This window comes from Amycolatopsis sp. EV170708-02-1 (assembly GCF_022479115.1).
Classification (GTDB): domain Bacteria; phylum Actinomycetota; class Actinomycetes; order Mycobacteriales; family Pseudonocardiaceae; genus Amycolatopsis.
In genome coordinates this window covers 426334-441448 of sequence record NZ_CP092497.1, presented here as the reverse complement: position 1 = coordinate 441448, position 15115 = coordinate 426334, and the positions used below count along the sequence as shown (strand labels likewise).

Sequence of the window (15115 nt, the reverse complement as noted above, 5' to 3'; positions counted from 1 at the left end):
GGTGATCCCCATCAACACGACACAGAGGACTTCACCGGACCTGCGCGTGCTCGACGCGCTGGGCTCCGACAGCTCGTCGACACGGCTCCAGGCGGCGCTGGCGGCCGGGACGCATCCGGACGTCCGGTTCGTCGGCCCGCTCGTGGCGCGGTGCGCGATCGAGCCGGACTTCTACGTCCGGGACATGCTGACCTGGGCGTTGACCCGGCTGCCCGCGGCGGACACGGTGCCGGTGCTGCTGGCCGAGCTCGGTTCGGAGGTCGCCCAGGCCCGGAGCCAGGCGTTGCACACGCTGTCCAAGATCGGGGACCGCGCCGCGTGGCCCGCGATCACGAGGTCGCTGCTGCACGACGCCGACGACGAGGTCGCCCGGAGCGCGTGGCGTGCCGCCGTCGTCCTCGTCCCCGACGGGGAGCGGCCTCGGCTGGCCCGTGACCTGGCCGACCAGTTCGGCCGGGGCGACCGGACGGTCCGGCTGAGCCTCAGCAGGGCGCTCGTCGCGCTCGGGACCGTGATCGAGCCCGTCTTGCGGGCGGGCTCGGCGAGTGCCGACCTGGAGGTGCGGGCGCACGCCCACGCCACGGAGCGGCTCCTGCGCGACCCGGACGCCGGTTTCGACGAGTCGAAACGGATCGTCGCGCTGGGACCGGAGGGGGCCTGATGCTGATCGGTGAGGTGGCGCGCCGCTCGGGGGTGAGCAGCCGGATGCTCCGGCATTACGACTCCCTCGGGCTGGTGCGGCCGACCGGCCGCACCTTCGGCGGCTACCGCGAGTACTCCGACGAGGACATCCGCCGGATCTTCCACGTGGAGAGCCTGCGGTCCCTCGGCTTGTCGCTGCGCGAGATCGGACGCGCCCTGGAGGATCCGGCCTTCGAGCCGTCCGATCTCGTCCGCGACCTCATCAAGCGGACCGAGGAGCGCCTGAACCGGGAGCAGGAGCTGCTCGACCGGCTCCGCGCGGTCGACGGTTCGGCACCCACGGGCTGGGAAGGGGTCTTGCGCATCGTCGAGCTCCTGCACGGGCTCAACTCGCCCCACGCCGCGCGACGGCAGCAGGCCGTTCTTTCCCCGGCCGAGGACGCCCCGGTCCCCACCGAGCTGCTGGCCGGTGCGGTGCTCGCCGAAGCCGATCCGAACGTCGCCGGAGCGCTGCGCTGGGCTCTCGCGAGGGCGGGCGGTGACGGCGTGGCGAGCCTGGCGTCCGGCGCGCGTTCGGAGGACGTCGACGTCCGGCGGCGCGCGATCCTCGCGATCGCCGGGATGCCCGGTGCCGAGGCGACCGCGGCGCTGGCGGAGGCACTCGGCGACGCGGACCCGGCGGTCCGTGCCCGCGCCGCGCTCGCCCTGGGGGCGCGTGGTGAGGACACGGCCGTGCCGGAGCTCGTCCGCATGGTGGTCGAGGGCACGACCGACGTCGAGGCGGCCGAGGTCCTCGGCGCCTTGGCACGTGACGACGGCACCGCTGGCCGGATCATGAGCGCGTTGACCGGCGAGCTCGCCACCGCGGAACCCGCGGCGCGGATCCGCCTCACCCAGGCCCTCGTCGAGATGCCGCCCGCGCTCGCGCTGGACGTGCTGCGCGACCTGGCCGAAGACGACGATCGCACCGTCGCCCTCCTCGCTTCGGCCCTGGCGGGAACGCTCGGGTGAGACCGCTTGGCCACTGCGCCATTTGATGCGAACATATGTTCTATGACGACCGAGGGTCCCATCCTGCACGCCGACCTGGACTCGTTCTACGCGTCGGTCGAGCAACGTGACGACCCGAGGCTCCGCGGGCGCCCGGTGATCGTCGGCGGCGGTGTCGTGCTGGCGGCCAGCTACGAGGCGAAGGCGTTCGGCGTGCGCACGGCGATGGGCGGCGGCCAGGCGCGGCGGCTGTGCCCGGACGCGATCGTGGTCCCGCCCCGGATGCGCGCGTATTCGGCGGCGAGCAAGGCGGTCTTCGAGGTCTTCGGCAACACGACGCCGCTCGTGGAAGGCATTTCGATCGACGAGGCCTTCCTCGACGTCGGCGGGCTGCTGAAGATCGCGGGCACGCCGAGCCGGATCGCCGCGAAGCTGCGGAAGGACGTCCTGGAGCAGGTCGGCCTGCCGATCACGGTCGGCGTCGCCAGGACGAAGTTCCTCGCGAAGGTGGCCAGCGGGGTCGCGAAACCCGACGGCCTCCTTGTCGTGCCGCACGACAAGGAGCTGGAGTTCCTGCATCCGCTCCCGGTCGAGCGGCTGTGGGGGGTGGGCAAGGTGACGGCGCGGAAGCTCCGCGAGCGCGGGGTGACGACGGTCGGGCAGATGGAGGGGTTCGGGGAGAAGGAGCTCGTCCGGATGCTCGGCCGCGGCGTCGGCGCGCATCTGCACGCCTTGTCCCACAACGACGATCCCCGCCGGGTGCAGACGGGCCGTCGCCGCCGGTCGATCGGGGCGCAGCGCGCGCACGGCAGCAGGCCGCGTTCGCCTGCCGAACTCGACGCGACGCTGCTGACCCTGGCCGATCGGCTCGCCCGCCGCCTGCGTGCCGCGCACCGGGTGTGCCGCACCGTCGTGCTGCGGATGCGGTTCGCCGATTTCACGAAGGCGACGCGTTCGCACACCCTCATGGAGGCGACCGAGCAGACCGGCGCGATCGTCGCGGCCGCGCGTGACCTGCTCGCGACGGCGAGACCGCTGATCGACGAACGCGGCCTCACCCTGATCGGGCTCGCGCTCACGAACCTGTCGAAGGACGACGCGATCCAGCTGGCCCTGCCGTTCGGGGCGAAGCCGAGGGACGCGCTCGACTCGACGCTCGACACCGTCCGGGACCGGTTCGGCTCGAAGTCCATCACGCGCGCGGTGCATCTGGGACAGGTCGAGGAGCCGTGGGTGCCGCTCTTGCCGGACTGAACCCCGTCGCTAGGGTGTCCCGGTGGCGGAAGTCGAGATCTACACCGATGGCGCGTGCAGCGGGAATCCCGGTCCCGGCGGCTGGGGCGCGGTGCTGCGGTACGGCACCGTCGAGAAGGAGATCTACGGCGGGGACCCCGGGCCGACCACGAACAACCGGATGGAACTGACCGCGCCGATCGAGGCGCTGGAAAGCCTGAAGCGCCGGGTCACGGTCGACATCTACACCGACAGCACCTACGTCCGGAACGGCATCACCAGCTGGGTGCGGAACTGGAAGAACAACGGCTGGATGACCTCGGCCAAGACCCCGGTCAAGAACGCCGACCTGTGGCGCCGTCTCGACGAAGCCGCGTCACGGCACGACGTCGAGTGGCATTGGGTCAAGGGCCACGCCGGGCATCCGGAGAACGAGCGAGCGGACCGGCTCGCCGTCAAAGGCTTGGAAGAGGTCGTGGGGCGACCCGTGATCCAGCCCGGCGAGCGGTCCGCCCGGCACGGTTAGCAGCTGACGTTCACCTTCGCGCTCTTGGCGAAGGAGACGTGGACGTGGTCCATGTGGTTGGCGGTCGCGCCGCCGCGGTCCTCCATGGTGTCCCAGCCGCTGCCGTCGTTGTAGCGCTGGCGCCAGATGACGTAGGTGATGCCGAAGTCCTTCTGGTTGGCCATGAGGTACTCGGCGATGGCGTTGCCGGTGGCGGTGTCCACCATGAAGTCCAGCGCGAGGCCGGAGGGGTGGTCGCTGGCGTTCGCCCGGCCGGCGACACCGCCGACGTTCGTCACGCCGAACTTCGCCTTGACGTGGTTACCGACCTGGGCCACGTGCGGCTTGGTGCCGGCGAGGCTGGTCGAGCACGCCGTCGCGGCGGGCACGGTCTTCTTGACCGGGGCGGGGGCCTTGGTCGACGTCGTCGGCTTCGGGGGAGCCGAGGAGGTCGACGGGGGCGGGGTACTCGTGCTGGAGGGCGGGGTGCTGCTGGTCGACGGCGGGGGAGTCACGCTGGAGACCGGGGGAGCCTTCAGCGCGAGCGCGGCGCTGGCCGCTTCGACGTCGGGGGAACCCGCGGAGGTCAGCCACATCGACGCCGGGAGCGCCGTGGCGACCGCTGCCGCGATACCCGCGGGGAGCTTCCACTGCGGAGCCTTGTTCTTGCGATGTCTGCCGGCCATTTCTCTGATCACTCACCACTTCGGGGACGGGAACTCGCGTCGGGGGCCGCGAGCTCCGGGCAACATTACGAAAAGGACACGGCAATGTCACGCCCGAGTGTGTTCGCCCACAGTTACCTTGATCGTTGAACCAAAAGAGGCTCACGTCCGTACAGATACGAGAAGTGCTTTTATGTGAGCACTGTGAGTGACGAATTCAGTCCGCTTTGCAGGATTGGAAGTACATCGGCCCGTCCGGCGAGGTCACGTTGACCCCTTGGGGCCGCGGAGTCCGGTCGCTCGCCATCGAGGCCGCGATCGCCGTGCAGACCAGCTGGTTGATGGCCTGGTTGGACAACTTCCGGACCGGGAACGGCACCACCATGGACGCCGGGTCGCCCGAGTACACCTCGACCCGCCCCACCTCCGGCGGGACGAACGTGGTGAGCCCTTGCGCGGCTTCCCGTTCCGTCGGTCCCTTCAGCAGCAGTGTGATCGCGCCTTCGGGGGAGATGAAGCCTTCGCTGGGCCGGGTCACCGGGATCACCCGGCCGTCGGAGACGAAGTACAGCGTCAGGCCGCCGAGGAAGCTCTGCCCCGCGGTGGCGCGGATCGACGGCCCCGGCCCGGCCGGGACGACGCCGGTCGGCTGGACGCCGCAGGCCGCCGTCAGCGCGGCGGCCGCGAGGGCGAGCAGTACGCGGGTCTTCCTCATCGCGTCCCTCCTGCGGGCAGGCGCAGCACGAACCGGGCACCGTGCCCGCTGTCGGCCGCCGTGATGTCGCCGCCGTGCAGGCGGGCGTTCTCCAGCGCGATCGCCAGGCCCAGCCCGCTGCCTTCCGACCGGGCACGGGCGGTGTCGGCCTTGGTGAACCGGTCGAACACGTGCGGCAGGACCGCGGGATCGATCCCGGGTCCGTGATCTTCGACCGTCAGGGTGACTTCGCCGCCGTCGTCGCGCAGCCGCACTTCGACCGGGGCCGCGCCGTGCCGGAACGCGTTGCCGACGAGGTTGGCCACGATCAGGTCGAGCCGCCGCCGGTCGACCCGGGCTAGGACGCCCTCCGGCAGGTCGGTGACCAAGCCTTCGCCGTCGCGCCAGCCCCTCGCGTCGAGACTGTCCCGGATCGCCGTCGCGAGATCCCATTCGTCGAGGACGAGTTCGGCGCGGCCGGCGTCGAACCGGGAGATCTCGACCAGGTCCTGCACCAGCCGGGTCAGCCGCCGGGTCTCGCCGGAGACCAGCCGCGCCGCGACGGCGGTGTCGGGCGGCAGTGTCTCGGCGTCTTCGTCGAGGACGTCGGTGACCGCGTTCATCGCGGCGAGCGGGGTGCGGAGCTCGTGCGAGACGTCGGCCACGAACCGGCGGGCGTCGGCCTCCATGGCTCTCAGCTCCCCGACCGTGCGCTCCAGTTCGGCGGCGGTGTTGTTGAAGGTCGTGACCAGTTCGGCCAGCTCGTCGGAGCCCTTGGCAGGCAGCCGGACGTCGAGCCTGCCCTCGCCGAGCTGTGCGGCGGCGGTGTTGAGCGCCCGGACCGGCCTGAGCACCTGTCTCGCCGCCAGCAGGGCGAGCGCGACGGCCAGCGGAAGGACGAGCGCGGCCGTCTGCCAGGCGGATTTCGCGAGTTCGTCGATGGCCTGTTGCTGCTGCACTAGTGACGTGAGCGAGTACACCTCGACGCCGCTGTTCCTCATCGTCCCGTCGGGTTGCCGGGCCAGCACCGGCAGCCCGACCAGCAGTTCCGGGATGGTGCCGCGGTCCACGCGCTGGAACTGGATACGGCCGTCGCTCGCGACGGTCTGCCGTAGCTCGGGGGAGAAGGTGGTCAGGTCCGGCCCGTTGACCGATCGCATATCGCGGTAGACCGCGACGGCGTTCAAGCGCAGGCTGCCGGCGAAGTCGTTGAGCTGATCCTGGGTCGGCGGCGTGGACAGCGGGCGGCCGTAGGCGCTGACCCGGTCCTTCAGCTGGTTCATCGCCGCGTCCTGGACCGCCTCGAGGATCTCGGTCCGGGCCGAGACGTAGCTGGCCCCCGCCGCGGCCGCCGCCCCGATGATCGTCATCGCCGCGAAGGCCAGGATGAGCCGGGGCCGCAGCCCGGAGAGCAGCCTCATGAACGGCCGAACCGGTACCCGAAGCCGCGGACGGTCTGGACGTGTTCGGGTTTCGCGGGCACGTCTTCGATCTTCGCCCGCAGCCGCTGGACACAGGCGTCGACCAGCCGGGAGTCGCCGAGGTAGTCGTGATCCCAGACGGCGGAGAGGATCTGCTGGCGGCTGTAGACCTGGCCCGGCGTGCGCGACAGCTCCAGCAGCAGTTTCAGCTCGGTGGGGGTGAGCGAGACCGGCTCGCCGTTCTTCGTGACCACCAGCCCGGCCCGGTCGATGACCAGGCCGCCGTGCCGTTCCCCGGCGGCGTCGTCGCTCGCGGGCTTCTCGCTCACCGCGCGCCGCAGCACCGCCCGGATCCGGGCGTCGAGCACGCGCGGCTCGATCGGCTTGGTGACGTAGTCGTCGGCGCCCGCCTCCAGCCCGGCCACGATGTCGAAGTCGTCGCTGCGGGCGGTGAGCATGATGATCGGCACCTCACCCGCCGAGCGGATGCGGCGGCAGGTCTCGAAGCCGTCGATGCCGGGGAGCATCAGGTCCAGCACGACGATGTCGGGCTGGAACACCCGCAGTTTCTCCAGCCCCAGCTCACCGCTCTCGGCGGTGTACACGGTGTGCGCCTGCCGTCGCAGCGCGAGTTCCAGCCCCTCCCGCACGGACGCGTCGTCTTCGATCACAAGGACACTTGCCACGCCGCCATTATTCGGATCTCTCCGCGCGTGTGCGACTCGGCTCGATCTTGTAGCAGAACCATGACATTGTCCGGACCTCACGGCTAAACGGCGTGGGGACAGTGGGACCCATGGCCCTCCTCATCCACGAAGCGAAGCCGACCCCCGCCCGCCGTCCGCTGCCGGGACGGCACGCCGAGACCAGGCGCACCCTGTCCAGGGCCGTGTTCCAGCTCGCCACCGGACTGGGACTGGCCGTCGCGTTCGTCGTGACCTACGTGCTGTTCGTGCACACGTCGGCCGGGCAGCTCGCGGAGAACGGTGTCGTCCGGAGCGCGCAGTCCGGCCGGTGGTCCACAATGGACTGGGCGGGGCCGCTGCGCGACCAGGACATGGTGCTCGTGATCGGCGCCGCCGGGATCGGGCTCGTCGTCCTGGCGCTGCTGCGGCGCAAACCCGGCCTCCTGATCCCCGCGCTGAGCGTCCTCGTGCTCCCGCTCGTCGCCGCGCAGCTGCTCAAGCTCTACGTGCTCGTCCGTCCCGAACTGCCCGACGGCGGCCGCGGGCCGGGACACAACAGCTTCCCCAGCGGTCACGTCAGTGCCGCCATGGCCATCCTGATGGCGCTCGCTTTCGTTCTGCCCCAACGGTTCCGTCCGGCGATCATCGGGATCGGCGGCGTCGCCGTCGCCTGGGTCGCGTCGTCGACCATCGCGCTCGGCTGGCACCGGCTCAGTGACACGGCGGGCGCCTGCCTGCTCGGGGCGTCGTTCGCCTGCCTGCTCGCCGCCTGGCTGACCACCCGGCGCCGCGACCTGCGCCGCACGCCCGCCTACCTGGTCGCGCTGGCCACCGTGCTGCCGACCGGGATCGTCCTGATCGGATTCGCGGTGCTGAGCACGGCCACCGACGGCGCCGCCCAGTTCGTCGCCGCGCTGGTGCTGGCCGCCCTGTCCGCGGTGGGGGTCGTGCTGGTCGCGCTGTGGCCGCTGCGCGGATCCGCGTTCGAACGGCGGACCGGCGTGGAGACCAGGGTGGTCGACGATCTGCTCGAGACCCGCCTCGTGACCCGCCGCTGACGCGGGTCTTCGGAGGCGCTCCGGAATGTCACGTATGGGACCGTTCGGGTCCCGTACGTGACATCGGTGCTTTCACAACGCCGGTCGAGTCCCGCCGAGCGCATTCAGCGGACCGAATGCGTCAATCCCGGGCCCGGCTCAACGGCGACGTCGGGACCCGCGGCGAAGGCGGAACCGCCGAGGGTGCCACGACCACCCGGTTCCGCCCGCTCCGTTTCGCCTGGTACATGGCCGCGTCCGCGGCGCGGAAGAGCTCGCCGTAGTCCGTCGAGTGTTCGGGCGACAGCCCGACGCCGATCGACACGGTGCATCCGTGGATCGGCCCCACCGCACGGGGTTCGTTGGTGGCGTGCCCGCTGGCGAGTTCGGTCAGGCCGGTGATCGCGGTCTTCGCGACGGCCACCCGGATCCGTTCGGCGATCCGCATCGCCTCCTCGCGCGTGGTGTCCGGCAGCAGCACCGAGAACTCCTCGCCGCCCCACCGCCCGACGACGTCCGTGGAGCGGGTGTTCTGCCGCAGCACGGCGCTGACACAGCCGAGCACGATGTCGCCGCCGGAGTGCCCGTACTTGTCGTTCCACTGCTTGAAGTGGTCGAGGTCCAGCATCAAGAACGCCGTCGGCCGCCGCCCGGTCTGGTCTTCGAGCAGCCGGAGCGCGGCCGGGGCGTGGAAGGAGTCTTCGGTCAGCAGCCCGGTCTTCCGGTCGCGCTGGCTGCGCGCGATCGTGTCCGCCAGCGCCTGCGAGAGCCGGGTCGAGCGCAGCGCGATCCCGATCATCACCAGCGGCACCAGCGCGATGTTGACCGCGCCGAGGATCGTCGTGCACGCGGCGAGCTGCAGCGCGTAGACGAAGTCCGCGTTGTCGGCCCAGCTGCCGATCAGCTTCTGCCGCCGCCAGCCGCCCCACGCCAGGCCACGCGCGATGCTGATCAGCAGTGTCTGGGACGCGAAGTACCAGAGCGCGGCGCCCACCAGCGCGACGGCGGCCACCGCGATGTCGCCGGGACGCTGGGGGAGCGTGCCCGATTCGAGCCAGGTGCGCAGTGACGTCAGCCGGGTGATCGTGTGCACGCCGAGGATGGAGGCGGCGTGCGCGGCGGTGGTGAAGAGGAAGGTCGTCATCGCCTTGTGCGCGATGGAGTAGCGCTGCACGCGCACCATCAGCAGCAGCGCGAGCGACAACGCGGGCGGCAGCAGCACGGCCGCCCCGCCGAGCCAGACGGCGGTCTGGTCGATGTGCTCGCCGCGGCGGTCGTCGGCCCGGCGTTGCTCCTCCGGATGCTGCGTCTGGACCAGATACCAGATCGTGCAGCCCGCGATCACGCCGAAGCGGACGAGATCCGTTGTCGTGGCGGAGGTCGTGAAACCGCTGTAGAGCGCCCAGAACGCGACCGCGATCTCGGTGCCGAGCATCCAGACGATCGCCGCGGGCGGCAGGCGCCACAGTTCCCACCCCGCCGGATGCCGCAGGGTGTTCCAGGCGCGGCCACGCAGCCGCCAGACGCGGGCGGAGGCGAGGCCGAGGGTGTCGGCGAAACCCCGGAGCGAACCGCGCGGCCGCGCCGAGACCGCGTCACGGTCGTGCTTGCCGAACTCGCTGACGAGGGTCACCTCCAACCCGTTACGCACCGCACCCGCTTCGATCTTGCTGGGTCACCACAAGGGGGTGACAGGGGGACCGCGTTGACGATCGCGTGAGACAGGCCGATACCCACGTTCGCCGGACGCGATTCCGCCGCGGGCTGGCATGGTGGCTCGTATGCCTGACGCCGCATACGACGCCGCCGAGGTTCCCGTGATGTTCGGCCCGGACTTCGACAGGGATCCCTCGCCCGCCTACGAATGGCTTCGGAGCAACGCCCCGGCGTTCCGGCTCCCGCTGCCCGGCGACACGTGGACCTGGTTGCTGACCCGGCACGCGGACGTCGTTTCCGCGATGGCCGACCCCCGGTTGTCCAAATGCCCGTCCGTCGCCGCGGAGCACTGGCGCAAGGCCAATCTCGGGCTGCCCGCCGACCACCGGCCGACGCTCATCGGGCATATGAACAACTTCGAAGGCGAGGAACACGCGCGGCTGCGCAAGGCCTGCGCCGGTGCCTTCGGCCCGCGGCGGCTGCAGCATATGCGCGACCGCACGCACCGGCTCGCGAACGAGCTGCTCGACCCGATCCTGGACCGCGGCGAAGGCGACCTCGTCGAGGATTTCGCGTACCCGCTGGGAATCCGGTCGATCTGCGAGCTGATCGGCATCCCGGAAAGCCTGCTCGACGAGGTCCGCCCGCCCGCGCTGGTGGTCGCCGCCGGCGACGTCACGGACATGGCGGCGATGCTCAAGGCGACCGACGACCTCGACGCGCTGCTCGCCGACGTCGTCGCCCGCAAACGCGCCGAACCGGGGGCGGACCTGATCAGCGATCTGCTCACCCAGGAGTCGGCCGGGAAACTGACCGACGACGAGGTCGCCGCGACGGCGTTCCTGTCGCTGATCGCCGGGCACGAGACGACGATCAGCCTCATCGCGTCCACCGCGCTGACCCTCATCACGCATCCGGAGGAGGCGGCCCGCGCCCGCGCCGACGGTGCGCATCTGACGCTCGTCATCGAAGAGGTCCTGCGCCGCGACACCCCGCTGCAGAACACCAGCTGGCGGTTCGTCACCGAACCGATGGAACTCGCCGGGCAGCGGATGGAACCGGGCGATCCGATCCTGTTGTCGTTGCTGGCGGCCAATCGCGATCCGGCGGTCCATCCCGAACCGCTCGCCTTCCGGCCGGGCGAGCGGCCGGTGCGGCACGTGGCCTTCGGCGTCGGACCGCATATCTGCATCGGCGCCGCGCTCGCGCGGATGCAGGCGTCCGCGGCACTGGAGACGTTGTTCGGCCGCGCGCCGTCGATGACGCTGACCGTGCCGGAGGACCGGCTCGTGTGGTGGCCGAGCGCGATCACGCGCGGCCTGCACAACCTGCCGGTGAAGCTCTAGCGTGGGCTGAAAGCGTCCTTCACCTCATCTCATGCGGTGAAAGCGTCCTTCACCGCGTCGCATGCGGGGAAAGTCCCCTTCAGCTCGCTCTAGACCGCGCCTTCGAGACGGCCCCGCAGCACGTTCGCCTTCCGGTCGTCGAGATCCATGACGAGCTGGAGCGCGTCGCGCCACGCGGCCATCGCCTCGTCTTTGTGCCCCTGGTCGGCCAGCGCGCAGCCGCGTTCGTCGAGCGCGTCGGCCTGACCCCAGACGTCGCCGCAGTTGCGGTAGGCGGTCAGCGCCTGCTCGCAGTACCCGAGCGCCTGGTCCAGATCGCCGAACCGGCGGCAGGTCCTGGCGAGCGGCACCAGCGCGAAACCCATTCCGTGCTGGTCGGCGTCCTTCGCGTAGGCGTCGAAGGCGCGCAGGCCGTGATCGAGGGCCAGGTCCCGCTCCCCGAGGTCGCGGTAGGCGCGGCCGAGATGGACCCGCGCGGTCGCTTCGCCGAGCCGGTACCCGATCCGCGCGTTCACCTCCACGCTCTGCTCGGCGAGCCGGACGGCTTCGGCGTAGTCCTCGCGTTCGTGCGCGATGTTGCCGAGCCCGACCAGCGCCCAGCCGAGGCTCGGATTCTCGCCGATCTCCTCGGAGATCTCGACGGCCTGGCCGAACAGATCGCGCGCGCGATCGAGGTCGCCGCGCCGCCGGTGCGCCTCGGCGAGGTTGATCGCCGACCACGCCAGCCCGCCGAGGTCATCGCCCGCCTTCGCGGACTCGATCGCCACCTCGTGGCTGGAGATCCACGTCTGCCACGGCCTGCCGAGCAGGTGGTAGTCGAACAGCTCCACCGGCAGCCGCCAGCCGACCTCGTACAGCCCGTGGTCCAGCGCCAGCCGGGCGACGCCGGTGATGCTCGGCATCTCCGACGCGCACCAGATGTAGGCCTCGTCGAACGTGGCGAACCGGAGCGGCTCGACACCGTCGGGCGCGGGGCCCAGATCGATGTGGTGGTCGCGGGCCGGGGTCAGCGTCCAGCTCGCCGCGTTGGCCGCGTACAGGTACCAGTGGGCCAGCCGGGAGACCGCCGCCTGCCGCTCGTCCCGCCACTGCCCGGCGTTGGCCTCTTCGGCGGCGTAGACGCGGAGCAGATCGTGGAACCGGTAGTACCGCGCGCCGACCTGCTGGACGAGATGCGCCTGCACGAGCCGGTCCAGCAGCTTTCGCGCGTCGTGCTCGGGCAGCCCCGCGAGCGCGGAAGCCGCACCCGCCGTGAACCGCGGGCCGGGATGGAGACCGAGCAGCCGGAACATCCGGGCGGTGTCGGCCTCCAGCGCGCGATACGACCAGCTGAAGGCGGCCTTGACCCCGACGGTGTCGTCCTCGACGGCGAGCAGTTCCAGCCGCCGCCCCTCGGCGACGAGTTCGCGCGCGAGGTCGCCGACGCTCTGATGGGGGTGGGTGGCGACCCGTTCGGCGGCGATGTTCACCGCGAGCGGCAGTGCCGCGCACAGCCGGACGAGCCTGCCGACGCCTTCGGGATCGCCCGCCGCGCGGTCGTCGCCGATGAGGTCGGCCATGAGCTGCGTCGCTTCGAGCTCTCGCAGCGGCTCCAAGGAAACCCCGACCGCGCCGCCGCCGACGACCAGCCCGGAAAGCCGCCGCCTGCTGGTGATCAGCACGGTGGTGTCCGGCGTGCCGGGCAGCACCGGCCGCACCTGGGGCGAGTCGAGGGCGTTGTCCAGTACGACGAGGGTGCGCTGGCCGCGCAACAGGCCGCGCAGGAGCGCGAGCCGCATGTGCTCCTCGGCGGGGACCCGGTCGGGGCGGACGCCGACACAGCGAAGGAGGTCGTCGAGGATGTCGGCGGGTTGCGCGGGCGAGCCCGCCGCGTAGCCGCGCAGATCCGACCAGAGGACGCAATCGAACTCTTCTTGGCGCCGGTTCGCCCAATTCAGCACGAGCGCGGTCTTCCCGACCCCGGGCGGCCCGGCGACGAAGACCACTTTCGCCTTTTCGGTGAAGACCTTTTCGTCCAGCAACGCCAAATGTTCTTCGCGGCCGACGAAATGATCAGGCGGCGGGGGAAGATGCACATACGGTTCCGCGCGGGCGGCCTCGGCGAGCACGATCAGTGTCCCGCCCGCGCCCAGCGCGCGATCGCAGGCTTCGGCGAATTCCGCGCTCGGCGGGGTGAGCCCGCGTTCGACCCGGCTGATGAGACTTTTGTCGACATAGGCGAGTTTCTGAAGCTCGCGCAACGCCAGCCCGCAGGCCTGCCGCCGTTGCCGCAAGGCGCGGCCGAACGTCGACGCGGCCGTCGAAACCGGCCTCGGTTCCGCGCGTGCTTTCCCGGTCTCCCCGGATCTGGCCGAACCGGAATTCTCGGTCACCAGAAGCACCTTTCTCCCCGCTTCGCGGCAGATCGTGCCACAACCTTCCCATTACCTGGGTCACAACATGGCCACCGGGTGTGCGCGGACGCGAACTCTGCCCCCAAACTGTGCGAGAACGCGCCCGTTCCCCACCGGTGCGCCGGTCGAAAGGGAGGTGGATCATGCGCGACCGCGAAATGTGAGCAGGCCCTGTTCCGCCTTGCGAACACCGGGCGAGTGCTGATCTCCTCGGAAACCGGTCGTGGCCGCCCGTTCCGGCGGCCACGACCGGGACCTTTCGGAACATGTAGGACCGCTTAACGTCGGTGTAGATCTTTTCACTTGTCCTGACGAGTCGCCCGAGGCAGCTTGGAGAGGTATCGAGCGGCCCGGCGAAAGGAACCAAGTGAACATCGGCGCGCCGGGAACCCTGGCCCGGATGGGCGTTCTCGCGTGGGCGTGGGGATCGGGGTTCCTGTGGATCAAGCTCGCGCTGACCGGGCTGCCGCCCGTTCAGGTGACCGTCATCCGCTGCGCCCTCGGCGCGGCCGTCCTTCTCGTGCTGAGCCGATGGGCCGGGCAACGCCTCCCGCGCGGCCGCCGGATCTGGGGCAGGCTCCTCGTCGCCGCGTTCTTCTGCAACGCCTTGCCGTTCGCGTTGTTCAGTATCGGTGAACTGACCGTGGATTCCGGCGTCGCGGGGGTGATGAACGCGACGACGCCGCTGTGGTCGTTGCTGATCGGGATCGGGATCGGCACCGAACGACGGCTCACGGTGGTCCGCGTTGGCGGGCTCGTCCTCGGTTTCGCCGGCATCCTGCTGATCTTCGCGCCCTGGCAGAAGAGCGGCCTGCTGGGCTGGGGGACGCTGGCCCTGCTCGGCGCCGGAATCAGTTACGCGGTCGCTTTCGCTTACATGGGAAGGAAACTCGTCGGCGAAGGCGGTCCGGTCGCGATCTCCGCCGCCCAGCTGCTGACCGCCACCGGGCTCAGCGCGCTCGCGCTGCCCTTCGACGCCGCACCGGCCGGGCCGCTGAACGTGACCGCGGTGCTCGCCGTCGTGGTCCTCGGGATCTTCGGCACCGGCGTCACCTTCTACCTCAACTACCGCCTCATCGCCGACGAAGGCGCGACCTCCGCGGCGACGGTCGGGTACCTGCTGCCGGTCGTCTCGGTCGCGCTGGGCGCGATCGTGCTCGGCGAGGACCTCGGCCCGCGGGTGCTCGCCGGGATGGCGGTGGTGCTGCTCGGAGTCGCGCTGACGCGCTACGTGAGGTCTTCGGCGAGCAAGTCCATCAGCAACCCGTCGTGCCAGCCCTCGCCGTCGGTGTCGCGTTCGTAGCCGCGCATCACACCGACCTCGCGGAAGCCGACGGCCTTGTAGCAGCGGATGGCGGCGTCGTTGTCCACGGCGGGATCGATCACCAGCCGATGGTGCCCGCGATCGTGCAGGAGATGCCGCGCCATCGTGCGGACGGTGTCCGTGCCCAGCCCCCGGCCGTGCGCGGCCGGGTCGAGGAAGAGGTCGACCGACGCGTGCCGGTACATCGGGTCCTCCTCCTCGCCGTACTGGACGAAGCCTCGGACGACGTTCCCTTCCAGTACCGTGAAACAGGCGGTCGTGGGGTCGTCGAACGGCCAGGTGGGGGAGTCGTCGACCGAACCCCAGCGCGCCCCGACCTCGGCCGTGCCGCGGATCCGCCGCAGGTCCGGGACGTGGGCCTCGGTGACCGGGGTCAGTGTCACGATCTCCCCGCGCAACTCGGTGGTCAGTTCCCCGCTCCGTCCGCTCGTCCGAATGGCTTCAGTCTAGGGAGAAACCGGCGGAGGCGCCGCCGGACCGCAAGAACACGGGGGCTTTCCCAGCCGGAATCCGGTATCAACGA

The 15115-nt window shown here is 70.9% G+C and carries 14 protein-coding genes; 7 read left to right on the top strand and 7 right to left on the bottom strand.

From position 1 onward, the window contains the following. Nucleotide 1: 1 nt before the first annotated feature. From MJQ72_RS01835 to rnhA, 4 genes are read left to right on the top strand one after another with little or no spacing between them, the layout of a single operon-like run. Nucleotides 2–661 carry a HEAT repeat domain-containing protein gene (locus MJQ72_RS01835; RefSeq protein WP_240597253.1) on the top strand — a complete coding sequence of 220 codons (660 nt, stop codon included), beginning with the start codon at nt 2–4 and terminating at the stop codon, nt 659–661. Next, nucleotides 661–1653 carry a MerR family transcriptional regulator gene (locus MJQ72_RS01830; RefSeq protein ID WP_240597252.1) on the top strand — a complete coding sequence of 331 codons (993 nt, stop codon included), beginning with the start codon at nt 661–663 and terminating at the stop codon, nt 1651–1653. Before MJQ72_RS01835 ends, MJQ72_RS01830 begins: the two co-directional genes overlap by 1 nt. Before the next feature lie 42 nt (nt 1654–1695). Continuing rightward, nucleotides 1696–2886 (top strand): DNA polymerase IV, encoded by a 1191-nt coding sequence (gene dinB, locus MJQ72_RS01825; protein WP_240597251.1) that lies wholly within the window; start codon nt 1696–1698, stop codon nt 2884–2886. Nucleotides 2887–2908: 22 nt separating this feature from the next. Further along, entirely contained in the window at nt 2909–3391 is a 483-nt protein-coding gene (gene rnhA / locus MJQ72_RS01820) for a ribonuclease HI (protein WP_240597250.1), read from the top strand. On the opposite strand, the gene MJQ72_RS01815 is transcribed toward rnhA, so the two are convergent. From MJQ72_RS01815 to MJQ72_RS01800, 4 genes are all read right to left on the bottom strand, one after another. Next, a complete protein-coding gene (locus MJQ72_RS01815; RefSeq protein WP_240597249.1) occupies nt 3388–4056 on the bottom strand; it encodes a hypothetical protein in 669 nt (222 codons plus the stop codon). The genes rnhA and MJQ72_RS01815 overlap by 4 nt on opposite strands. A gap of 196 nt (nt 4057–4252) precedes the next feature. Then, entirely contained in the window at nt 4253–4750 is a 498-nt protein-coding gene (locus MJQ72_RS01810) for a hypothetical protein (RefSeq protein ID WP_240597248.1), read from the bottom strand. Then, nucleotides 4747–6150, bottom strand: a complete 1404-nt coding sequence (locus MJQ72_RS01805; RefSeq protein WP_240597247.1) for a HAMP domain-containing sensor histidine kinase — start codon at nt 6148–6150, stop codon at nt 4747–4749. The genes MJQ72_RS01810 and MJQ72_RS01805 overlap by 4 nt, the downstream gene beginning before the upstream one ends. Then, nucleotides 6147–6836: a response regulator transcription factor gene (locus MJQ72_RS01800; protein ID WP_043848050.1), complete on the bottom strand. Its 690-nt coding sequence runs from the start codon at nt 6834–6836 to the stop codon at nt 6147–6149. The genes MJQ72_RS01805 and MJQ72_RS01800 overlap by 4 nt, the downstream gene beginning before the upstream one ends. Before the next feature lie 110 nt (nt 6837–6946). Here MJQ72_RS01800 and MJQ72_RS01795 point away from each other — a divergent pair, with 110 nt between their 5' ends. Beyond that, nucleotides 6947–7894, top strand: a complete 948-nt coding sequence (locus tag MJQ72_RS01795; RefSeq protein WP_240597246.1) for a phosphatase PAP2 family protein — start codon at nt 6947–6949, stop codon at nt 7892–7894. A gap of 121 nt (nt 7895–8015) precedes the next feature. Here the strand turns inward: MJQ72_RS01795 and MJQ72_RS01790 are convergent, their stop codons facing one another. Next, entirely contained in the window at nt 8016–9524 is a 1509-nt protein-coding gene (locus MJQ72_RS01790) for a GGDEF domain-containing protein (protein WP_240597245.1), read from the bottom strand. 130 nt (nt 9525–9654) lie between these two features. On the opposite strand from MJQ72_RS01790, the gene MJQ72_RS01785 reads away from it, so the two are divergent. After that, nucleotides 9655–10875, top strand: coding sequence for a cytochrome P450 (locus tag MJQ72_RS01785; RefSeq protein ID WP_240597244.1), 1221 nt, complete (start codon nt 9655–9657; stop codon nt 10873–10875). A gap of 89 nt (nt 10876–10964) precedes the next feature. On the opposite strand, the gene MJQ72_RS01780 is transcribed toward MJQ72_RS01785, so the two are convergent. Further along, the gene (locus tag MJQ72_RS01780; protein ID WP_240597243.1) at nt 10965–13247 is read right to left on the bottom strand and encodes a helix-turn-helix domain-containing protein; all 2283 of its coding nucleotides are present in this window, start codon (nt 13245–13247) and stop codon (nt 10965–10967) included. Between the two features lie 388 nt (nt 13248–13635). On the opposite strand from MJQ72_RS01780, the gene MJQ72_RS01775 reads away from it, so the two are divergent. Continuing rightward, nucleotides 13636–14571 carry a DMT family transporter gene (locus MJQ72_RS01775; RefSeq protein WP_240597242.1) on the top strand — a complete coding sequence of 312 codons (936 nt, stop codon included), beginning with the start codon at nt 13636–13638 and terminating at the stop codon, nt 14569–14571. On the opposite strand, the gene MJQ72_RS01770 is transcribed toward MJQ72_RS01775, so the two are convergent. Beyond that, nucleotides 14496–15002: a GNAT family N-acetyltransferase gene (locus MJQ72_RS01770; protein WP_378371688.1), complete on the bottom strand. Its 507-nt coding sequence runs from the start codon at nt 15000–15002 to the stop codon at nt 14496–14498. The two genes, MJQ72_RS01775 and MJQ72_RS01770, sit on opposite strands and share 76 nt — an antisense overlap. Between the last annotated feature and the right edge of the window lie 113 nt (nt 15003–15115).